The sequence below is a fragment of the Pseudomonas sp. NY11955 genome, assembly GCF_048068035.1.
GTDB lineage: Bacteria > Pseudomonadota > Gammaproteobacteria > Pseudomonadales > Pseudomonadaceae > Aquipseudomonas.
On the sequence record NZ_JBLUPS010000003.1, the window covers coordinates 204,672 to 225,202 of the forward strand.

Consider the following 20,531-nt stretch of genomic DNA (forward strand, 5'->3'; position numbering starts at 1 on the left):
AGGCGTACACAACACCCTGTAGGAGCAGCCTTGTGCTGCGAATGGGCTGCAACGCAGCCCCTTGCAATCTGACAGGCACAAAAAAGCCCGGCACATGGCCGGGCTTTTTCATGGCTTGAGCTTAGCGCGCACGGTAAGTGATGCGGCCCTTGCTCAGGTCGTACGGCGTCAGCTCGACGCGGACCTTGTCGCCAGTGAGAATACGGATGTAGTTCTTGCGCATCTTTCCGGAGATGTGCGCGGTTACGACGTGCCCGTTTTCCAACTCCACGCGGAACATGGTGTTGGGCAGGGTGTCGACGACAGTACCTTCCATTTCGAAGCTGTCTTCTTTCGACATGCAGTAGAGCCCTCGGATCCAGTGTTGGCCCGACGCATAACCGCACCGGGCAAAAAAGTGGCGTGGATTATGCCGGAAAACTGTGTGTCAAGCCAATGCTTTCAGTTGAGGGAGACCCAGCGCTGGTTTATCAGCAGTTCGATAGGCCGATACTGCGTCTTGTAGTTCATTTTCTTGCAGTTCTTGATCCAGTAACCCAAGTACACCGCTTCCAGGTCCTGGCGCAGCGCTTCGGTGATCTGCCAGAGGATGGCGAAGCGGCCCAGGCTGCGGCGCTCTTCGTCCGGTTCGTAGAAGGTGTACACCGCCGACAGGCCATTGGGCAGCAGGTCGCACACTGCCACCGCCAACAGACGGCCGTCGAGGCGGAACTCGTAGAACCAGCAAAACGGCAGGTCACGCACCAGGAACGTGGAAAACTGGTCGCGGCTGGGTGGGTACATGTCACCGTCGGCGTGGCGCGTTTCGATATAGCGCCGGTACAGTTCGAAGTACTCTTCCTTGAACGCCGGGCGCGCGGCGGTCACGGTCAGGTCGGCGTTGCGCTTGAGAATGCGCCGCTGCTGGCGGTTGGGGATGAAGCGCGCTGCCGGGATGCGCGCCGGCACGCAGGCGTTGCAGTTCTGGCAATGCGGGCGGTACAGGTGGTCGCCACTGCGGCGAAAGCCCATTTCCGACAAATCGGCGTACACATTCACGTCCATCGGCTGGCTGGGGTCCAGGAACAGCGTGGTCGCCTGCTCATCCGGCAGGTAGCTGCAGGAGTGGGGCTGAGTGGCATAGAACTTCAACCGCGCCAACTCTGTCATGATCAACCCCTTCGGTGAGACTTTGTTTTAAGTGTAAGCCAGCTACGGGAACTCGCCTAGGCAGCCCATGTAGCGCTGTTGGGCTGGTCGAGGTGGCGTGCCAGGTAACCGGCGAACTCGGCGCGGCTGATGGCATGGGCACCAAGGCTGTGCAGGTGGTTGGTGGGCATCTGGCAGTCGATAAGCACGAAGCCAGCTTCGCGCAGGTGCTTGACCAAGGTGACGAAGCCGACCTTGGAGGCGTTGTCGGCGCGGCTGAACATCGATTCGCCAAAGAACAGCTGGCCCATGGCCAGGCCGTACAGGCCCCCAACCAGTTCGCCATCCTGGCGCACCTCCACCGAATGGGCGATGCCGCGCCGGTGCAGTTCACAATAGGCGTTGCGCATGGTGTCGGTGATCCAGGTGCCGTCGGCATAGTCGCGTGGCGCGGCGCAGGCGGCGATCACGGCGGGGAAGTCGGTGTCGAAGCTGACCTGGTAGCGCCCCTGGCGCATCACCTTGGCCAGTGAGCGCGACACGTGCAACTGATCGGGTAGCAGCACCGTGCGCGGGTCGGGTGACCACCACAGGATCGGCTGGCCGTCCTGGTACCACGGGAAGCAACCATGGCGATAGGCCTGCACCAGGCGCTCGGGGGTAAGGTCGCCACCGGCGGCCAGCAGGCCGTTGGGGTCGTGCAGGGCCTTTTCCAGAGGCGGGAAGGTCAGTGAGTCGCGGGTCAGCCAGGTGAGCATGGTCTATCGTGCGGTGGGGGAGGGGAGAAGGCAGCATGGCGCGGGTGCAAAGCAGGGTCAATCGCTTTGGCTTTTTCGCGGGCTTGCCCGCTCCCACGGGAACCCCGCAGCTGCCATGGCCTGTGGGAGCGGGCGCGCCCGCGAAGAGGCCAGCACAGGCGATGAATTCAGGCAATTTCCTGCACATTCATGAAACCGCAGGCACCATCCGCTACATTTGCTGTCACACCTGTGCAAAAACACAGCATAAGCCTTTGTCACAAAAGAAAATGCATGCTCAAATTGCAGGTATATGAAAGTCGCCCCCGGCCAAACCCCCATACGGCGTGCCGCCATGGCGGCTGGCGGGCAGTAATGTTAAAAGTAGTGGTTCATTGGTCGCGCAGCGGCCGATCACTATTGGACGCGCACCACGCGCAGGAATAGACGCGTTTTGAAGAAATCCACCGCAACCCCAGCTCCTTTGCCTGTGCCTCTGTGGCGGCAGCAGCTGCATTATCGCCTCAAGGAAGGTGCGTTGATCGCTGTCGGCGCCCTGTGCCTGTACCTGTGGATGGCGCTGCTGACCTACGACACCTCGGACCCGGGCTTCAGCCACACCAGCAACGTCGACCAGGTGCAGAACGCTGCCGGGCGTGCCGGTGCCTACTTCGCCGACATCCTGTTCATGGTGCTGGGCTACTTCGCCTATATCTTCCCGCTGCTGCTGGCGGTCAAGACCTGGCAGATTTTCCGTGAACGCCACCAGCCGTGGGACTGGAGCGGCTGGCTGTTCTCCTGGCGGCTGATCGGCCTGGTGTTCCTGGTGCTGTCGGGGGCGGCGCTGGCGCATATCCACTTCCACCCACCGGCAAGCCTGCCGTTCTCCGCCGGTGGCGCACTGGGCGAAAGCCTGGGCGACCTGGCGCGCAACCTGCTGAACGTGCAGGGCAGCACGCTGATGTTCATTGCCCTGTTCCTGTTCGGCCTGACCGTGTTCACTGACCTGTCGTGGTTCAAGGTGATGGACCTGACCGGCAAGATCACCCTCGACCTGTTCGAGCTGGTGCAGGGCGCGGCCAACCGTTGGTGGGAAGCACGCAACGAGCGCAAGCGCCTCGAGGCACAGCTGCGCGAGGATGAACCGGTGTTCAAGGCCGCGCCAATGGCTGCCGAGAAGCCCGAGCCGGCCAAGCCGGCGCTGCGCGAGCGTATTTTCAAACGAGAGGAAGCGCCTGCCCAGCCGGTTGAGCCACGCGAGCCGACCCTGGCGCGTGAGCCGGTTGTGCCGCCCCGTGAGGTGGCCCGTGAGGCAATCGTACCGCGTGAAACAGTGGTGCCCCGCGAGCAGCATGCGGCCCCCACCATCGTGCCGCCAGCAGCCGTCAAGGCGCCGGAGCCGAGCAAGCGGGTGATGAAGGAGAAGCAGGCGCCGTTGTTTGTCGACAGCGCCGTGGAAGGCACCTTGCCGTCGATTTCCATCCTCGACCCGGCCGAGCAGAAGAAAATCGAGTACTCGCCAGAATCCCTGGCCGGGGTCGGCCAACTGCTGGAAATCAAACTCAAGGAATTCGGCGTGGAAGTGGCGGTGGACTCGATCCACCCAGGCCCGGTGATTACCCGGTATGAAATCCAGCCGGCCGCCGGCGTGAAGGTCAGCCGTATCGCCAACCTGGCCAAGGACCTGGCGCGTTCGCTGGCGGTGACCAGCGTGCGGGTGGTGGAGGTCATCCCCGGCAAGACTACCGTGGGTATCGAGATCCCCAACGAAAACCGCCAGATGGTGCGCTTCTCCGAAGTGCTGGCGACGCCGCAGTACGACGAGCAGAAGTCGCCCGTCACCCTGGCCCTGGGCCACGACATCGGTGGCAAGCCGGTGATCACCGACCTGGCCAAGATGCCGCACCTGCTGGTGGCCGGTACTACCGGCTCCGGTAAATCGGTGGGTGTGAACGCGATGATTCTGTCGATCCTGTTCAAGTCCAGCCCGGAAGACGCGAGGCTGATCATGATCGACCCGAAAATGCTCGAGCTGTCGATCTACGAAGGCATCCCGCACCTGTTGTGCCCGGTGGTCACCGACATGAAGGACGCGGCCAACGCCCTGCGCTGGAGCGTGGCCGAGATGGAGCGGCGCTACAAGTTGATGGCGGCCATGGGTGTGCGTAACCTGGCCGGTTTCAACCGCAAGATCAAGGACGCCCAGGAAGCCGGCGAAATCATCCATGACCCGCTGTACCGCCGCGAGAGCATGGACGACGAACCCCCTGCGCTGAAAACCCTGCCGACCATCGTGGTGGTGGTGGACGAGTTCGCCGACATGATGATGATCGTCGGCAAGAAGGTCGAAGAGCTGATTGCCCGTATCGCGCAGAAGGCGCGGGCAGCCGGTATCCACCTGATCCTCGCCACCCAGCGGCCGTCGGTGGACGTGATCACCGGTCTGATCAAGGCCAACATCCCGACCCGTATGGCGTTCCAGGTATCGAGCAAGATCGACTCGCGCACCATCATCGACCAAGGTGGTGCCGAGCAGTTGCTGGGCCACGGCGACATGCTGTACATGCCGCCGGGCACCAGCCTGCCGATCCGCGTGCACGGTGCGTTCGTTTCCGACGATGAAGTGCACCGCACGGTCGAAGCGTGGAAGCTGCGCGGCGCCCCGGACTACAACGACGACATCCTCAACGGCGTCGAAGAGGCCGGCAGCGGCTTCGATGGCGGCGGCGGTGGTGGCGATGGTGACGATGCCGAAACCGATGCGCTGTATGATGAGGCGGTGCAGTTCGTGCTTGAGAGCCGCCGTGCGTCCATTTCTGCTGTGCAACGCAAGTTGAAGATCGGCTACAACCGCGCTGCGCGCATGATCGAGTCGATGGAGATGGCCGGCGTTGTCACCCCGATGAACAGCAACGGCTCGCGGGAAGTGATTGCCCCAGGCGGCCCGCGCGACTAATGAACACCCTGCCGGGCGCCAACGGTGGCGCCTGGCCTTTTCAACGCTCAATGAGGATTCCCATGCGCGCGATTCGCATGCTGTTGGTTTCTGCCCTTGCTCTGGGCACTGTTACGGCTTATGCCGGTGAGCAAGATGTACAACGCCTGACCCAGCTGCTGGAAAAGTCGCAAACCATCGAGGCCAACTTCTCCCAGCTGACCCTGGGCGCCGATGGCACCAGCCTGCAGGAAACCTCGGGCAAGATGACGGTCAAGCGCCCAGGCCTGTTCTACTGGCACACCGATGCGCCACAGGAGCAGGTGGTGGTGTCCGATGGCAAGAACGTCACCCTGTGGGACCCGGACTTGGAACAAGCCACCATCAAGAAGCTCGACGTGCGCCTGAACCAGACCCCGGCACTGTTGCTGTCCGGTGACGTGTCGAAGATCAGCCAGAGCTTCGACATTGCTTCCAAGGAGCAGGGCGAAGTGATGGACTTCACCCTCAAGCCGAAGACCAAGGACACCTTGTTCGACTCGCTGCGCGTGTCCTTCCGCAAAGGCCTGATCAATGACATGCAGCTGATCGACAGCGTCGGCCAGCGCACCAACATCCTGTTCAATGGCGTCAAGGCCAACCAGGCGGTGCCGGACAGCAAGTTCAAGTTCGACATCCCCAAAGGCGCGGACGTGATCAAGGAGTAACCAGAGCCCGTCATGGACCTGTTTCGAAGCGAACCTGTCGCCCAGCCCCTGGCCGCCCGCCTGCGCCCGTCCAACCTGGACGAATACGTCGGCCAGGAGCACTTGCTGGCGCGTGGCAAACCGCTGCGTGAGGCGCTGGAGCAGGGTGCGCTGCACTCGATGATCTTCTGGGGGCCGCCTGGGGTGGGCAAGACCACCCTGGCGCGGCTGCTGGCGCAGTTCTGCGATGCGCACTTCGAAACGGTGTCGGCGGTGCTGGCCGGGGTGAAGGAGATCCGCCAGGCGGTGGAGGTGGCCAAGCAGCAGGCTGGCCAGTATGGCCGCCGCACCATCCTGTTCGTCGACGAAGTGCACCGCTTCAACAAATCCCAGCAGGACGCCTTTCTGCCCTATGTAGAAGACGGCACCCTGCTGTTCATCGGCGCCACCACCGAAAACCCGTCGTTCGAGCTGAACAACGCGTTACTGTCGCGGGCGCGGGTCTACGTGCTCAAGAGCCTCGACGAGGCGGCCCTGCGCAAGCTGGTCAACCGTGCACTGACCGAAGAGCGCGGCCTGGGCAAGCGCAACCTGCGAGTGGGTGACGACGCTTTCAAGATGCTGATGGCCGCCGCCGACGGCGATGGCCGACGCATGCTCAACTTCCTCGAGAACGCCTCGGACCTGGCCGAAGACGGCAGCGAAATCGACGTCGAGATGCTGCAGAGCCTGCTGGGTGACAGCCGTCGCCGCTTCGACAAGGGCGGCGAGGCGTTCTACGATCAGATTTCAGCGCTGCACAAGTCGGTGCGCGGCTCCAACCCCGATGGTGCCCTGTACTGGTTTGCGCGCATGCTCGACGGCGGCTGCGACCCGCTGTACATCGCCCGCCGCGTGGTGCGCATGGCCAGCGAGGATATCGGTAACGCCGACCCGCGCGCGCTCAGCCTGTGCCTGGCGGCATGGGACGTGCAGGAGCGCCTCGGCAGCCCCGAAGGCGAGCTGGCGGTGGCCCAGGCCATCACTTACCTGGCCTGTGCGCCGAAAAGCAACGCGGTGTACATGGGCTTCAAGACGGCTCTGCGCGAAGCGGCCGAGCACGGCTCGCTGGAGGTGCCGCTGCACCTGCGCAATGCCCCGACCAAGCTGATGAAGCAGTTGGGCTATGGCGACGAATACCGCTATGCCCACGATGAGCCCGACGCCTATGCGGCCGGTGAAGATTACTTCCCCGATGCGCTGGAGCCGCGCCAGTACTACCAGCCGGTACCCCGTGGCCTTGAGCTGAAGATTGGCGAGAAGTTGCGCCATCTGGCCGACCTGGACCGCAATAGCCCACGCCAGCGGAGAAAGCCGTGATTGCACTCATTGCCGCGGTCAGTGCGGGCGGTATCGCCGGTACCTTGTTGCGCTTCGCTACCGCCAACTGGGTCGCGGCCCACTGGCCACGGCACTTCTATGCCGGTACGCTGGCGGTCAACCTGGTTGGCTGCCTGCTGATCGGCCTGCTCTATGGCTTGTTCTTGCACAAGCCGCTGGCGCCGGTCGAGTTGCGCGCCGGCCTTATCGTCGGCTTCCTCGGTGGCCTGACGACCTTTTCCTCATTCTCGCTCGATACCGTGCGCCTGATGGAAAGCGGGCAAGTGCCCCTTGCCTTGGGCTATACCAGTATCAGCGTGGTGGGCGGGCTGCTCGCAACCTGGGCCGGCCTGTCCCTGACCCGATTCTGAACCAACACCTACACATAACGAGAGAACGATATGCTCGATTCCAAACTGTTACGCGGCCAACTTCAGGAAGTGGCGGATCGCCTGGCCTCCCGTGGCTTCAGCCTGGATGTCGCGCGCATCGAATCACTGGAAGAGCGCCGCAAGGCGGTGCAGACCCGCACCGAGCAACTGCAGGCCGAGCGTAACGCCCGTTCCAAGTCCATCGGCCAGGCCAAGGCCAAGGGCGAAGACATCGCGCCGCTGATGGCGGACGTCGAGCGCATGGCCAACGAACTGGCTGCCGGCAAGGCCGAACTGGACGAGATCCAGGCCGAGCTGGACGGCATCCTGCTGACCATCCCGAACTTGCCGGACGCCAGCGTGCCGGTCGGTGCCAGCGAAGATGACAACGTCGAGGTGCGCCGCTGGGGCACGCCGAAGGCCTTCGACTTCGAAATCAAGGACCACGTCGCCCTCGGCGAAGTCAGCGGTGGCCTGGACTTCGAAGCGGCTGCCAAGCTGTCTGGCGCCCGTTTTGCCGTGCTGCGTGGCCCAATCGCCCGCCTGCACCGCGCCCTGGCGCAGTTCATGATCAACCTGCACACCGGTGAGCACGGCTACGAGGAACACTACACCCCGTACCTGGTACAGGCCCCGGCCCTGCAGGGCACCGGCCAGCTGCCAAAGTTCGAGGAAGACCTGTTCAAGATCAGCCGCGAAGGCGAGGCCGACTTCTACCTGATCCCGACCGCCGAAGTGTCGCTGACCAACCTGGTGGCGGGCGAAATCCTCGACGCCAAGCAGCTGCCGCTGAAGCTGGTTGCCCACACCCCGTGCTTCCGCAGTGAAGCCGGTGCTTCTGGCCGCGACACCCGCGGCATGATCCGCCAGCACCAGTTCGACAAGGTCGAGATGGTGCAGGTGGTAGAGCCGGCCAAGTCGATGGAAGCCCTGGAAGGCCTGACTGCCAACGCCGAGCGCGTGCTGCAGTTGCTGGAGCTGCCGTACCGCGTGCTGGCCCTGTGCACCGGCGACATGGGCTTTGGTGCGGTGAAAACCTACGACTTGGAAGTGTGGGTGCCGAGCCAGGACAAGTATCGCGAAATCAGCTCGTGCTCCAACTGCGGTGATTTCCAGGCGCGCCGCATGCAGGCCCGCTGGCGTAACCCGGAAACCGGCAAGCCAGAGCTGGTACACACCCTCAATGGTTCCGGTCTGGCCGTGGGCCGTACCCTGGTTGCCGTGCTGGAAAACTACCAGCAGGCCGACGGTTCGATCCTGGTGCCGGAAGTGCTGAAGCCTTACATGGGCGGCGTCGAGGTCATCCGCTAAATGGATTACCTGCCGCTGTTCCACAAGCTGCAGGGCGGCCGTGTGCTGGTCGTCGGCGGCGGTGAGATCGCCTTGCGCAAGGCGCGCCTGCTGGCCGATGCCGGCGGTGTGCTGCGCGTGGTGGCGCCGGACGTCGACGGCCAATTGGCGGCGTTGGCCCGGGAAGCTGGCGGTGAGGTGCTGGTGCGTGGCTATCAGGCAACCGACCTGGTCGGTTGCCGGCTGGTGATTGCGGCTACCGACGACCCTGGGCTGAACGCCCAGGTGTCAGCCGATGCGCAGGCCCTCAGCCTGCCGGTCAACGTGGTGGATGCGCCGGCCCTGTGCACGGTGATCTTCCCGGCGATCGTCGACCGTTCGCCGCTGGTGATTGCGGTGTCCAGCGGCGGTGACGCCCCGGTGCTGGCGCGGCTGATTCGCGCCAAGCTGGAGGCCTGGATTCCGTCGGCCTATGGTGAGCTGGCAGGGCTGGCGGCGCGCTTCCGGCACAAGGTGAAATCCTTGTACCCGGACGTCAACCAGCGCCGCGGCTTCTGGGAAACCGTGTTCCAGGGGCCGATTGCCGAGCGCCAGCTGGCCGGGCAGGGCGCCGAGGCCGAACGGCTGTTGCAGGCGATGGTCGAGGGCGCGCCGGTGCAGCAGGGCGGTGAGGTGTATCTGGTAGGCGCAGGCCCGGGCGATCCGGACTTGCTCACCTTCCGCGCCTTGCGCCTGATGCAGCAGGCCGATGTGGTGCTGTATGACCGCCTGGTGGCGCCAGCGATCATCGAGATGTGCCGGCGCGATGCCGAGCGCATCTACGTCGGCAAGCGCCGTGCTGACCATGCCGTACCGCAGGACCAGATCAATCGCCTGCTGGTCGATCTGGCCCAACAGGGCAAGCGCGTGCTGCGCCTGAAGGGTGGAGACCCGTTCATCTTCGGCCGGGGTGGTGAAGAGATCGAAGAGCTGGCCGAGCATGGCATACCGTTCCAGGTGGTGCCGGGCATTACCGCGGCCAGCGGCTGTTCGGCGTATGGCGGTATTCCGCTGACTCACCGCGACTACGCGCAGTCGGTGCGCTTCGTCACTGGGCACTTGAAGGACGGCACCAGCAACCTGCCGTGGAATGACCTGGTGGCGCCGGCGCAGACCTTGGTGTTCTACATGGGGTTGGTGGGCTTGCCGACCATTTGTGCCGAGCTGATTCGCCATGGGCGGGCGGCCAGTACACCGGCTGCCTTGGTGCAGCAGGGGACTACGCGTAACCAGCGGGTGTTCACCGGTACCTTGGCGGACTTGCCGGACTTGGTAGCACGGCATGAAGTGCATGCGCCAACCCTGGTGATTGTGGGGGAGGTGGTGCAGTTGCGGGATAAGCTGGCCTGGTTTGAAGGGGCGCAGAACGGCTGAAATTGCTGGGGCCGCTGTGCGGCCCATTCGCAGCACAAGGCTGCTCCTACAGGCGCCCCCTGTAGGAGCAGCCTTGTGCTGCGAATGGGCTGCAAAGCAGCCCCGGCGTTCTCAAGCCTGCCAAATCCCTTTGCCCGCCAACCGCTCCCGATCATGCGCCAAGCCAAAGTCCTGCAACGGCCCTTTAGGCACTATCCCGTTCGGGTTGATGGTCTTGTGGCTCATGTAATAGTGCTTCTGGATATGTTCCATATCCACCGTGCCGGCCACCCCCGGCCACTGGTACAGCTCACGCAGCCAGTTCGACAGGTTGTGGTAATCGCTCAGGCGGCGCAGGTTGCACTTGAAGTGCCCGTGGTACACCGCGTCAAAGCGCACCAATGTAGTGAACAGGCGTACATCCGCTTCGGTCAGGTACTCGCCTGCCAGGTAGCGATTGCGGCCTAGCAAGTCTTCTAGGTAATCCAACGCGTTGAACACATCATCGAACGCGGCCTCGTAGGCGTCTTGCGTGGTGGCAAAGCCTGCGCGATACACACCGTTGTTCACTGCCGGGTAGATGCGTTCGTTCAGTGCCTCGATGGCCGGGCGCAGCGGTTGCGGGTAAAGGTCCAGGGTATTGCCAGTCAGCTCGTTGAATGCGCTGTTGAAGATACGGATGATCTCCGACGACTCATTGTTGACGATGCGCTTCTCTTGCTTGTCCCACAGCACGGGCACGGTCACGCGGCCGGTGTAGTGCGGGTCATCCTGGGTGTAACGCTGGTGCAGGTACTGCAGGGCGTCGAGGTGGTCGCCGCTGGAGCCTTGCTGCTGGTCGAAGGTCCAGCCATGGTCCTGCATCAGCCAGCTGACCACCGATACGTCGATCAACGGCTCCAGGCCTTTGAGGGCGCGCAAGATCAGGGTGCGATGAGCCCATGGGCAGGCCAGCGAGACGTACAGGTGGTATCGGCCGGCCTCGGGGGCGGGCAGCTGATTGCGGCGTTGGGCGTTTTCACGTTTGAACGTGCCGTCCTTGCCGTTTTCATACCACTGGTCGTGCCAGCGGCCGTCGATCAATAGGCCCATGATGAGCTCCTGAAACAAAGTTGTTTGTCGTTGGAGCCCAGTCTAGGCCAAATCGTTCGAACAAATAGTGCAAAGATCAGGGTGTTATGATCGGCTAAATCGATCGATTGCGTGTGTCCCAATAGCCTTGCGCTGTCGCGAATGCCTGCTCACGGTTCTGCCCCAGGCCGCGCAGGGCCAGGGCCATGGTCGCGATCAGGGCTTTCTCGCCGTAACTGTCTTCCACGTCGCCTCGCCAGAACGCCAGCAAGTGCTCGGCCTGCAGGCTGGGCGGTTTGACATGGCGGCGCTCGCTCAGCGCCGGCCATTCTTCATCCCATGCTTCACCCGCTGTGGTGCCGTAGAGGTGGCTGATGGTATCTGGATTGATCTCGATCTCGCCGCCATCGCCCTTGATCACCACGGCATGGTCGCCCAGCAGCCGGCTGGCCTCGCGGTGCACCGCCTGGTAGCCGGGGTGAAAGATGCTTTGCAGGCCACAGCGTGCGCCCAGTGGGTTGAGTACCCGGGCCAGCGAGTGGATTGGCGAGCGCAGGCCCAAGGTGTTGCGCAGGTCGATCATGCGCTGCAATTGCGGCGCCCAGTCGTGCAACGGCAGGAACGCCAGCTGGTGCTGGTCCAGCGCATTGCCGACGGCAGCCCAGTCGCGGCACAGCGGAATCTGCAACAGGTCGAGCAGTTGCTCGGTGTACATGCGCCCGGCGGTGTGTGCGCCGCCGCCGTGCATCAGGATGCGCACGCCATTGCTGGCCAGGCACTTGGCGGCCAGCAGGTACCAGGGCAGGTGGCGCTTCTTGCCGGCGTAAGTGGGCCAGTCCAGGTCTACGGCGATGCGCGGCGCCTTCAGGTGGGCGCGTAGAGCCTCGGTGAAACCGGCCAACTCTTCGGCGCTTTCTTCCTTGTGCCGTAGCAGCATGAGGAACGCCCCGAGCTGGGTGTCTTCGACCTTGCCTTCCAGCAGCAGGGTCATGGCCGCACGGGCTTCCTCGCGGGTCAGGCCGCGCGCGCCGCGCTTGCCTTTGCCGAGAATGCGCACGAATTCGGCGAACGGGTGTTCGGCGGGAGTTTCCAGGGTAAGCGGACGAGGTTCGGTCATATGCAGTTGGTCGGCTTGGGCAGGCCCGCCAGCTTGGCGGCAAGTTTGGCGGGGGTGCCGTTGAACAGGCGGTTCAGGTGCGGGCTGTTGCCCTTTTCCGGGCCCAGCTTGAGGGCCGTGTACTTGATCAGCGGGCGCGTGGCCGGGGACAGCTGGTACTCCTGGTAGAACTGGCGCAGCAGTTCGAGGATTTCCCAGTGGTCCTCGGTCAAGGGAATACCTTCGCGCTCGGCCAGAGCTTCGGCAGCCGCGCGGGACCAATCTTGCAGGTCGACCAGGAAGCCGTCCTTGTCCAGGGCGATCGCCTGATCGCCAACGTTGAGTGTGCTCATAGCCAGCTGTTGACCTTGTCGTAGTGCAGCGACAGTTCGACGAACCCGGGGTAGTCCACGGCCTTGGCCAGGTCGTTGCCGACCGCGCGGGCCTGCACGTCTTCCTCAAGGGCGAACAGGCGCTGGGCCAGGCTGGCAGCTTGCAACTGGCGGTGCGGCTCGCTGCCGCTGCGCAGGGCATACACCGCATCGCCGCATAGCAGCACTGCGTCATTGGCACCGAGCAGGCGCAGGCAGCTGGCCAGGCGCTCGTCGCCAAACGGGGAGTGGGCGATTACATGCAGGGTCGTCATCAAAGCGTTACCACTTGGTCGAAACGGGCGATCAGCGCGGTCAGCGCCGCGTCATCGAGCACTTGCACCGGCAGCGCCAGGGTGTCGCTTGCCAGGCCGCGGCGGGTCAGGCTGTGGCTGCAGGCGAACAGTTCCTCGACACCAAACATCGGCAGCGCCTGCAGGTTGGCGGCCAAGTTCTTCTGTTCTATCACGTTGGGCTGCTGGTCCGGTGCGAGTTGGAACACCCCATCGTCGAGGAACAGCATACCCAGCGGCAGGTCGAACGCGCCGCCGGCCAGGGCTATATCCAGCGCTTCGCGGGCCGATGGGCCATTCCACGGTGCCTGACGGCTGATGATCAACAAGGATTTGGCCATTTCAGTCGCCTCCGAAGCAGACAAGGCGGTCGGCAACCTGCGCCGCTTCATGCAGTTGGCCCAGGCCCGACAGCTCCCATGGCTTTGGCAGGTTCACGGCTGGGCGCTGGTAGCGGTTGGCCTCGGCCTCATCGAGCACGCCACGGCGCAAGGCGGCGGCGATGCACACCACGGCGTCCAATTGGTGGGTCTGAATGAAGGTGCGCCACTGGCTCGCCACGTCCAATTCGTCCTGGGGCGCGACCACGTTGGCCGAGGCGCTGTGCACCCCGTCCTGATAGAAGAACAACCGGGCAATCTCATGCCCGCCGGCCAGCACCGCTTCGGCGTAGCGCAAGGCGCGCCGCGAGGAGGGCGCATGGGCCGGGGAGAACACCGCGATAGCGAATTTCATGGGTAACTCATGCAAAGGAATGGTGCCATGATAAAGCAAAAAAGCCCGCGCCCGCTTGTGCAAGCGGCGCGGGCTTACTATGGCTTCTCCAGGCCTGCGCGCTCCCACAGGTGGGTGCGGTCGGTGTAGGCGCTGGCTTGCCTGCGATGGGCCGCGCAGCGGCCCTATGGCACTGTCAGAAGGAAACAGGACTCAAGCCTGTTCCTTACTCTCTGGCAAGAACCAGTTCAGTACCAGCGCACAAATACCCCCAGTGGCCACACCCGACTCCAGCACATTGCGAATCGCTGCCGGCATATGCGCCAGGAACTCCGGCACCTGGGCTACACCCAGGCCCAACGCCAACGACACGGCAATGATCAGCAGCGCGCGACGATCCAGACGAGTGCTGGCCAGAATATTGATCCCCGACGCCGCAACCGCACCGAACATGACCATGGCCGCGCCACCCAGCACCGGCTCCGGCACCGCCTGAATCACCCCGGCAACGCTCGGGAACAGCCCCAGCAGTACCAGCATCACGGCAATCCACATACCGATATGACGGCTGGCAATACCGGTCAACTGAATCACCCCGTTGTTCTGGGCAAAGATCGAGCTAGGGAAGGTGTTGAACAAACCGGCCAGCAACGAGTTGGCGCCGTTGACCAGCACGCCACCCTTGATCCGTTGCATCCATACCGGCCCCTCGACCGGCTGGCGCGACACCTTGCTGGTGGCGGTGACGTCACCAATGGCTTCCAGCGACGTGACCAGGTAAATCACCAGCATTGGAATGAACAGTGCCCAGGAGAAGCCCAGGCCAAAGTGCAGCGGCGTTGGCACCTGGAACAGCGCGGCCTCGTGCATGCCGGTGAAGTCCAGGCGGCCCAAGTAGCCGGCCAGTGCATAGCCAACCGCCAGGGCGATGACGATGGCGCAACTGCGCATCCATACCACCGGGATGCGGTTGAGGATTACGATAATTGCCAGCACCACGCCTGACAGCAGCAGGTTTTCGCCATTGGCGAAGGTGCCATTGGCCATGGCGCCAAAGCCACCGCCCATGCTGATCAAACCGACCTTGATCAGCGTCAGGCCAATCATCAGCACGACGATGCCGGTCACCAGTGGGGTGATCAGGCGTTTGACGAAGGGCAGGATGCGCGACACGCCCATTTCGACGAACGAGCCGGCAATCACCACACCAAAGATGGCTGCCATCACCCCTTCAACCGGTGTGCCTTGCTTGACCATCAGCGCGCCACCGGCAATCAGTGGCCCGACAAAGTTGAAGCTAGTGCCTTGAACGATCAACAGCCCGGCGCCAAATGGACCGAAGCGTTTGCACTGGACGAAGGTGGCGATACCCGAAATCACCAAAGACATGGAAACGATCAGGTTGGTATCCCGCGCAGAAACGCCCAGCGCCTGGCAGATCAGCAGGCCAGGGGTGACGATCGGCACGATGATTGCCAGCAGGTGCTGCAGGGCGGCCAGCAGGCCGATCAGCAGCCGTGGCTTGTCCTCCAGACCAAGCACCAGTTCATTGGCAGGCGCCGCCGCGCCTGGGCTGTGTTCGTGTGAGCTCATTGCTGAAAGCCGCCCCGGAAGAAAAAAGGAGCGCATTCTACGGGGTGAACACGGATTGCGGTAGAGAAAAGCACGATAGCGACATGATCGGCGACCATTCGCCTGAATATCTGACTTTTTGGTCAGTTATTGAGTGTGCTCGCCGAGGGAGTGATGGGCTGCCGGGTGCCAGGCTTTGGGTTTGTGATGGGGCATAAATCGAGCGCCGCCCGCGCGGCGCATCGCGAGCTACGCTCGCTCCTACGTTTGTTTCGGGCCAGTTATTCCTACGAATATTGTGCGCGCCCACCTTGGGGCATGGCTCAATTTCGCGTCGTAGCAACACGGGGGCGCGCGTCTGGCGCAGGCGTTACTGGCCCGAAACAAACGTAGGAGCGAGCGTAGCTCGCGATGCGCCGCGCGGGCGGCGCTCGATCTATCAGGCGCTGAACCTCGTCCGGCGAACACCCCCACACTCCAACCCCTTTCCAGCGCCCACAAAAAAGCCCGCCGAAGCGGGCTTTCTCAAACACCAATCAATCAGTCATCACGGCCCATGATGCCAAACAGCTGCAGCAGGCTGACGAACAGGTTGTAGATCGACACATACAGGCTGATGGTGGCCATGATGTAGTTACGCTCGCCACCATGAATGATCGCGCTGGTCTGGAACAGGATGCACACCGACGAGAACAGCACGAAGCCAGCGCTGATCGCCAGTTGCAGGCCGCTGATCTGGAAGAAGAAGCTGGCCACGACTGCACCCAGCAGAACAAAGAAGCCAGCAGTGATGAAACCACTGAGGAAGCTCATGTCCTTGCGGGTGATCAGCACATAGGCCGACAGACCACCAAACACCAGCGCCGTCATGGCAAACGCGGAGCTGACCACTTCAGCGCCACCGGCCATGCCCAGGTAACGGTTGAGGATCGGGCCGAGGATGAAGCCCATGAAGCCGGTGAGGGCGAAGGTGGACACCAGGCCCCAAGCCGAATCACGCAACTTGTTGGTAAGGAAGAACAGCCCGTAGAAGCCGATCAGCACCACGAACACGTTCGGGTAGCCGACGCGCATCTGCTGGGCAACGAAAGCCATGACACCGCTGAAAGCGAGGGTAAGCGCCAGCAGGCTGTACGTGTTGCGCAGGACCTTGCTGATCTCCTGCTGCTCGACCTGCTGGCCGTGGTGTACGGCGTAATCCTGTTCGCGCATGGCGACACTCCTTGGTAAACCTGTGGTTTCGAACGTTCAGATGCTAGGAGTCTATCAGAGCCCTCACAACCCGCGACACAGATAGTTTGACAGCGTGTTTCATTACGGTATGATGGCGCCCGCAAAACGAGCTGGAAGCGTGGCCGAGTGGTTTAAGGCAACGGTCTTGAAAACCGTCGATGGGCAACTATCCTAGAGTTCGAATCTCTACGCTTCCGCCACATTCAAAGCCCTGATTATTCAGGGCTTTTTGCGTTTCTAGGGCATAGAAAAACTACCCATGGGAACACCCTTGGGAATGGTTTATTTCGGAAGCGCTTCCGATACTTCCTTACTTGGTCGGTTTCGCCAAGGCTCCAACTCGGCGATAAACCCGTTCGGTGATGTCGCCCTTGGTATGGCCAAGCAGCAGGCTGGCGTGGTCGACATCGGTGATCTCTGAAGCAGCTTTCGGGCGAATGTCGCGGAACTGGAACTGGCTGATCCGGCCGGCCAGCACTTGGTCGCCGGCGGCGACTGCTTCCTTCACCGCTTCTTCCCTGGCATCGTCCCAGCGATGGCGCAGCATTGGCGCTGTCACCCGCTTGCCGCTGTCGGTCAGCAGCAGGTATGGCGACCCATGCGAAGCGTTGCGCTCCAGAATCTTCCTGATCAGGGCGCCCAGGCTGATTTCCACTCCATCCACCTCCAGCATGATCCGCAGTTTCTTGTGGGTCTTTTTCTGCTTCACGCCAAGGGCCTTGCCCTCGATATCATCCCGCCTCATCACCAGCACGTCCGCCGGACGCTGGCCCGTCAGATACGCCAAGTCCATGGCGTCCTTCAGTTCACCCACCGCTTTCGCATACACCGCGTTCCAGATCGCGTCGCTGGCGTAGAAGTCCCGCGGCACCTCTTTGTTCTTGCGCACGCCCTGGCACGGGTTCTCGTTGGTGGTAAGCCCCCATTCACGGGCGATGTTGAATATGTGCGACAGGGTGGCGATCTCGCGGTTCGCCCTGACCGGCGCTGTCCTAGCATCGCGATACTTCGCTACATGCGTGGGCGTAATCCCGTCAATTGGCGCCTTTTCGAAGTAGTTGCGCAGCTGGCGTATCTCGGCCAGATTGTCCTTCTGGGTGCGCGCAGCCTTCTTCGGGATGATGTCGCGCTCGTAGCGGTCGAAGATCGAGCCCATGATCACCAGGTCCTTCGGCTTTTCCTTCGCTTCGAGTTCGGCCCACTTCAATCGAGCCAGGCTCAGATCGGTGCCCAGCGGTATGGGCTTGCCTAATTTGTCCAGGTAGAAGTAGCTGATCCATTCCTTGCCCGGGTTCTTCTTGCTTTTGCTGGTGCGCTTGCGCCGGTACATGCCGGCGGCAAGTCACGGCTTTCGGTCTTCCTGGGGCGCATTTCACCTTACCTTCGAAATATCTGGTGTCCACGTTGGTGCGGAGGGCGGAGGGGGCGGCGCCAGGGACATCACCTCAAGGGTGACGCCCAGCTTCATGCGGGCGTACTGGCGGCCTACCAGTGGCCGGCCGCCGCGGCTCTCGACGAAATGCCAGCCGCGTTCGTTGAGCCAGCGGCGCTGCCAGCCCCTGGCCTTGTAGCCGGTCAGCTCGGCCAGCTCTTCGTCCGAAAGGATCTCGGTTTCCATGGGATGGTCTCCACGCCGCCGGTGGCGGCAGGTTGGTGGTCAGTCGACCTGGTAGTAGACGTAGCAATCGATGCCTTGAGCGGTAAGCGATTTGTGCATGGCCTGCACTCCGGCGCTGTGCTGGTTGCCCTGTCCAGGCCTCGGTGTGTCCAGATGCAGGCCCTGTCGGTGATAGCCGTGCCTTTTCTGGATGTAACCAGGCAGGCCGTGATCAGTGTCGAGGCGCATCCCGGGCACCGGTATTACCACTCGATCGAGGTTGGCGCTCCCTCCGTCATTCGTGCTTGCCGCAGCAGCAGCTTTGCCGGCTTCGAGTGCGATAGTGATCTTCGGCCCAAGGGCCTGCAGCTCTTCCTTTGTCATGGCAATAGCTCTCCATGCCCGCGCATGTCGGCGGGTTCGTGTGATTTAATCGGGGTTCAATGGGAGGAACGATATGGCCAAGGAAACTAGAAAGCCGTGGGGCTATGCAGCAGTCACACAGATACCAACTGGTGTCGGGTTCGCTTTCAGTGGGCTGATGACAGACCAGCCTGCATTCATCTATAGCGGTCTTGGTTTGGCCATACCGGGGGCGTTGCTCGCCGCGACGCATTTCTGGGCTGTACGCCGGCGAGCTTGAGTTGTAGGGATTGGTATCAGGAGCATGGCATCAGTTCCTTTGGCACCTGAACGATGAGGCCAAGCTTGTTCAAGACGATGCACCGGCAGGCCGCGATAAGGTGCGTCTCGCCGTACATGCCGTCTCGGAATTCGGTGGGCACTCCATCGTCGTTGCACAGGTAGCAGTGGATTCGGCCTCGCCGCTCGACTGAAAGGTCGACGTTGTATTTGTGAAGAAGCGATCCGCCCACAGCCCAGTTTTCGTGCGGGTCATACCGAACATCGCGGATAGTGACCTCGCCGGTGTAGCGAACGAACACACGCCATGGGTTGCCGTAGATAGGTGGGGCGGGGAGGACATCGAGGCTTTCCGCCTTTCCGACGGCCCAGGCCAATTGCTCGCCGACCAGGTCGGCCGTCTTCACTTCGATCAGGTTGGTCATGGTTTCACCACCTGCAGCTTGCTTCGGGCAACGTCCGTAACAGCGTCGCGGATTGCATCGTTGATGATGCGAGCGTTGGCAGCGCCCAGCTGCGCATACATGGCACCATTTGCCGCTGCCATGAATCCGGCCCATAGCTGGCCTTTTTCGATTGGCCCGTCGAAACCGTTAGCTGCTGCAACATCGTCGAAGATTGGCCGAAGCATGATCCACATGTCGCGGCCCAGTGCTGATGCGTCTTTCACAGCTGATACCTCTCATCAATCCAGCGCCCAGTCGCCACATGGCGAGGCAAAGCGAATGCCTCACCAAGCGATGCAACGACGATTGCGCGGCAGGCGGCTATGTCGATTGTTGAGCCTCCGCAGACCACGTCACCGGCTCTTGCCAAGAACGCATATCCGGGAAGCAGTTCATCGAAGCGCACCCTATGGGTGAGTATTTGCTCGCTGGCCAATCGGCTGTCCGATGTGGGGCTAAAGCGCTTGAAAACGCTTCTGCCAATTGCCAGTCGAACCCCGGATTCAGTCATCCGAGCCTGTTTACCGTTCGCCACCAGGGTGCAGTAGTCGAGCGCATGGCTGGTCAAATCCATGGCTCTGACTTCAATCATTTCGCTCACATCGAATACCTCACGTGATTCCAGCGCCCAGGCGCCAGAGCGGGTGTAGGTTCGGGTTGGGTTTCGTGCGGGGAGAGCTGGCGCTCGTTGCCGGCCACTTGAGGCAGCCAGACCTTCACGCAGCTGATGGCATTGTTGCCCAGCGAGTTCATGACGTAGCAGACGACGCCGCGGGGTTTGTCCTCGAAGGACCAGACGCCTGACGGAAGTTCGGTTGCGCTGGCGCCGGTGGCCAGGAGCAGGAGGCAGAGGGCGAGGCGGGTCATGGCTGCACCTCGGCGTTGTAGCGCTTGTAGTCTTCGCCGAACTCCCAGCAGTAGGTCGCCGGCCATGCGCCTGGCGTGCCTTCCTCGACGAACACGTATCGGTGCGCGAACTCGCCAGAGCGATCCGGCACCGACTTGCACCATTTGTGCTGAGGACCGCCCAGGAACCAGCCAGGGTGTTCTTTGACTGCCTCAGCCATGAACTCTTCAAGGTCGTAGTGACCCTTGCTCATTGCGATGTAGGTGTCGCTGCCGACGCTTTGCACGCCCAGCGGATACTGTTTCAGCCTCATGCCGCCACCTTTTGGCGGACCCAAACGCAGATCGGGCCGTCCTCAGTGTCGTGGATCGAGAAGGTGAACCAGCCATCACCGGCCGGCTTGCTGGGCTGCCAAGGCGTGCAGTCATAGTCGCCGCCGGCGTCGAGCCATTCTGCATTCAGCTCTTCCGGTCCATCGTTTTCCATCTCGACCACGCAGTACTCCAGGCCATGGTCGCCGAACCAGCTGAATGGCAGAGCGCACTCGTCGCCGTCGTCAGGCCACGCTGGATGGGTCCAGAAGCCGTATTCATCGCGCTCCACCTGCAGCGGCTGGATCAGTTGCTTTTCTTCAGGCATGACTTCGTCCTTGGCCGCCATATCGCGGCATTGAATAGAGGGGGGAAGGGGTTACAGCTGGGTGGAGTACAAATGTGCTCCAAGTATTTAGGTGGCTCCTAATGCGAGTCGC

At 62.4% G+C, this 20,531-nt stretch carries 25 protein-coding genes, 1 tRNA gene and 1 pseudogene; 7 read left to right on the forward strand and 20 right to left on the reverse strand.

Annotation, left to right across the window (positions count from 1 at the left end):
* Positions 1-121 precede the first annotated feature (121 nt).
* From infA to aat, 3 genes are all read right to left on the reverse strand, one after another.
* On the reverse strand, positions 122-340 hold the full coding sequence (infA, locus tag ACNFBR_RS06640; protein ID WP_002553999.1) for a translation initiation factor IF-1: 219 nt from the start codon (positions 338-340) through the stop codon (positions 122-124).
* Between the two features lie 101 nt (positions 341-441).
* A complete protein-coding gene (locus tag ACNFBR_RS06645) occupies positions 442-1,149 on the reverse strand; it encodes an arginyltransferase (RefSeq protein ID WP_416734171.1) in 708 nt (235 codons plus the stop codon).
* Positions 1,150-1,205: 56 nt separating this feature from the next.
* Positions 1,206-1,886: a leucyl/phenylalanyl-tRNA--protein transferase gene (gene aat, locus ACNFBR_RS06650; RefSeq protein ID WP_416734172.1), complete on the reverse strand. Its 681-nt coding sequence runs from the start codon at positions 1,884-1,886 to the stop codon at positions 1,206-1,208.
* 373 nt (positions 1,887-2,259) lie between these two features.
* Between aat and ACNFBR_RS06655 the strand changes: the two genes are divergently transcribed.
* From ACNFBR_RS06655 to cysG, 6 genes are all read left to right on the forward strand, one after another.
* Positions 2,260-4,821 (forward strand): DNA translocase FtsK 4TM domain-containing protein, encoded by a 2,562-nt coding sequence (locus ACNFBR_RS06655; RefSeq protein ID WP_416734500.1) that lies wholly within the window; start codon positions 2,260-2,262, stop codon positions 4,819-4,821.
* Positions 4,822-4,883: 62 nt separating this feature from the next.
* Positions 4,884-5,507 (forward strand): outer membrane lipoprotein chaperone LolA, encoded by a 624-nt coding sequence (gene lolA, locus ACNFBR_RS06660; protein ID WP_416734173.1) that lies wholly within the window; start codon positions 4,884-4,886, stop codon positions 5,505-5,507.
* 12 nt (positions 5,508-5,519) lie between these two features.
* The gene (locus ACNFBR_RS06665; RefSeq protein WP_210668430.1) at positions 5,520-6,845 is read left to right on the forward strand and encodes a replication-associated recombination protein A; all 1,326 of its coding nucleotides are present in this window, start codon (positions 5,520-5,522) and stop codon (positions 6,843-6,845) included.
* Positions 6,842-7,216 (forward strand): fluoride efflux transporter CrcB, encoded by a 375-nt coding sequence (crcB, locus tag ACNFBR_RS06670; protein WP_016711494.1) that lies wholly within the window; start codon positions 6,842-6,844, stop codon positions 7,214-7,216. Before ACNFBR_RS06665 ends, crcB begins: the two co-directional genes overlap by 4 nt.
* A 30-nt stretch (positions 7,217-7,246) precedes the next feature.
* A complete protein-coding gene (serS, locus tag ACNFBR_RS06675) occupies positions 7,247-8,527 on the forward strand; it encodes a serine--tRNA ligase (RefSeq protein WP_416734174.1) in 1,281 nt (426 codons plus the stop codon).
* A complete protein-coding gene (gene cysG / locus ACNFBR_RS06680; protein ID WP_416734175.1) occupies positions 8,528-9,919 on the forward strand; it encodes a siroheme synthase CysG in 1,392 nt (463 codons plus the stop codon). It abuts the gene before it with no gap.
* 111 nt (positions 9,920-10,030) lie between these two features.
* Here cysG and ACNFBR_RS06685 read toward each other — a convergent pair whose 3' ends face one another.
* From ACNFBR_RS06685 to ACNFBR_RS06720, 8 genes are all read right to left on the reverse strand, one after another.
* Entirely contained in the window at positions 10,031-10,990 is a 960-nt protein-coding gene (locus ACNFBR_RS06685; RefSeq protein ID WP_416734176.1) for a glutathione S-transferase family protein, read from the reverse strand.
* A gap of 94 nt (positions 10,991-11,084) precedes the next feature.
* Positions 11,085-12,086: a glycosyl transferase family protein gene (locus ACNFBR_RS06690; protein WP_416734177.1), complete on the reverse strand. Its 1,002-nt coding sequence runs from the start codon at positions 12,084-12,086 to the stop codon at positions 11,085-11,087.
* On the reverse strand, positions 12,083-12,418 hold the full coding sequence (locus tag ACNFBR_RS06695) for a TusE/DsrC/DsvC family sulfur relay protein (protein ID WP_416734178.1): 336 nt from the start codon (positions 12,416-12,418) through the stop codon (positions 12,083-12,085). Before ACNFBR_RS06695 ends, ACNFBR_RS06690 begins: the two co-directional genes overlap by 4 nt.
* On the reverse strand, positions 12,415-12,711 hold the full coding sequence (tusB, locus tag ACNFBR_RS06700; protein ID WP_416734179.1) for a sulfurtransferase complex subunit TusB: 297 nt from the start codon (positions 12,709-12,711) through the stop codon (positions 12,415-12,417). Before tusB ends, ACNFBR_RS06695 begins: the two co-directional genes overlap by 4 nt.
* Positions 12,711-13,070, reverse strand: a complete 360-nt coding sequence (gene tusC, locus ACNFBR_RS06705) for a sulfurtransferase complex subunit TusC (protein ID WP_416734180.1) — start codon at positions 13,068-13,070, stop codon at positions 12,711-12,713. The genes tusB and tusC overlap by 1 nt, the downstream gene beginning before the upstream one ends.
* Position 13,071: 1 nt before the next feature.
* Positions 13,072-13,464 (reverse strand): sulfurtransferase complex subunit TusD, encoded by a 393-nt coding sequence (tusD, locus tag ACNFBR_RS06710; protein ID WP_416734181.1) that lies wholly within the window; start codon positions 13,462-13,464, stop codon positions 13,072-13,074.
* Positions 13,465-13,656: 192 nt separating this feature from the next.
* A complete protein-coding gene (locus tag ACNFBR_RS06715; protein WP_013973275.1) occupies positions 13,657-15,036 on the reverse strand; it encodes a nucleobase:cation symporter-2 family protein in 1,380 nt (459 codons plus the stop codon).
* 519 nt (positions 15,037-15,555) lie between these two features.
* Entirely contained in the window at positions 15,556-16,227 is a 672-nt protein-coding gene (locus ACNFBR_RS06720) for a Bax inhibitor-1/YccA family protein (RefSeq protein WP_003251184.1), read from the reverse strand.
* A gap of 133 nt (positions 16,228-16,360) precedes the next feature.
* Between ACNFBR_RS06720 and ACNFBR_RS06725 the strand changes: the two genes are divergently transcribed.
* A tRNA-Ser gene (locus ACNFBR_RS06725) sits at positions 16,361-16,448 on the forward strand.
* Between the two features lie 110 nt (positions 16,449-16,558).
* On the opposite strand, the pseudogene ACNFBR_RS06730 reads toward ACNFBR_RS06725, so the two are convergent.
* The 9 genes and pseudogenes from ACNFBR_RS06730 to ACNFBR_RS06770 form a co-directional block, all read right to left on the reverse strand.
* Positions 16,559-17,619 (reverse strand): annotated as a pseudogene (locus ACNFBR_RS06730) (tyrosine-type recombinase/integrase).
* A 1-nt stretch (position 17,620) separates the two neighbouring features.
* Positions 17,621-17,866, reverse strand: coding sequence for a DUF4224 domain-containing protein (locus tag ACNFBR_RS06735; RefSeq protein ID WP_416734182.1), 246 nt, complete (start codon positions 17,864-17,866; stop codon positions 17,621-17,623).
* A 39-nt stretch (positions 17,867-17,905) separates the two neighbouring features.
* Complete coding sequence (locus tag ACNFBR_RS06740) at positions 17,906-18,229, reverse strand: hypothetical protein (RefSeq protein WP_416734183.1); 324 nt, start codon at positions 18,227-18,229, stop codon at positions 17,906-17,908.
* 275 nt (positions 18,230-18,504) lie between these two features.
* Complete coding sequence (locus ACNFBR_RS06745; protein ID WP_416734184.1) at positions 18,505-18,912, reverse strand: phage protein NinX family protein; 408 nt, start codon at positions 18,910-18,912, stop codon at positions 18,505-18,507.
* Positions 18,909-19,157, reverse strand: a complete 249-nt coding sequence (locus ACNFBR_RS06750) for a hypothetical protein (RefSeq protein WP_416734185.1) — start codon at positions 19,155-19,157, stop codon at positions 18,909-18,911. The genes ACNFBR_RS06745 and ACNFBR_RS06750 overlap by 4 nt, the downstream gene beginning before the upstream one ends.
* Positions 19,154-19,534, reverse strand: coding sequence for a hypothetical protein (locus tag ACNFBR_RS06755; RefSeq protein ID WP_416734186.1), 381 nt, complete (start codon positions 19,532-19,534; stop codon positions 19,154-19,156). Before ACNFBR_RS06755 ends, ACNFBR_RS06750 begins: the two co-directional genes overlap by 4 nt.
* Positions 19,531-19,800: a hypothetical protein gene (locus tag ACNFBR_RS06760; RefSeq protein WP_416734187.1), complete on the reverse strand. Its 270-nt coding sequence runs from the start codon at positions 19,798-19,800 to the stop codon at positions 19,531-19,533. Before ACNFBR_RS06760 ends, ACNFBR_RS06755 begins: the two co-directional genes overlap by 4 nt.
* Positions 19,797-20,093, reverse strand: coding sequence for a hypothetical protein (locus ACNFBR_RS06765; protein ID WP_416734188.1), 297 nt, complete (start codon positions 20,091-20,093; stop codon positions 19,797-19,799). The genes ACNFBR_RS06760 and ACNFBR_RS06765 overlap by 4 nt, the downstream gene beginning before the upstream one ends.
* On the reverse strand, positions 20,090-20,419 hold the full coding sequence (locus tag ACNFBR_RS06770) for a hypothetical protein (protein ID WP_416734189.1): 330 nt from the start codon (positions 20,417-20,419) through the stop codon (positions 20,090-20,092). Before ACNFBR_RS06770 ends, ACNFBR_RS06765 begins: the two co-directional genes overlap by 4 nt.
* Between the last annotated feature and the right edge of the window lie 112 nt (positions 20,420-20,531).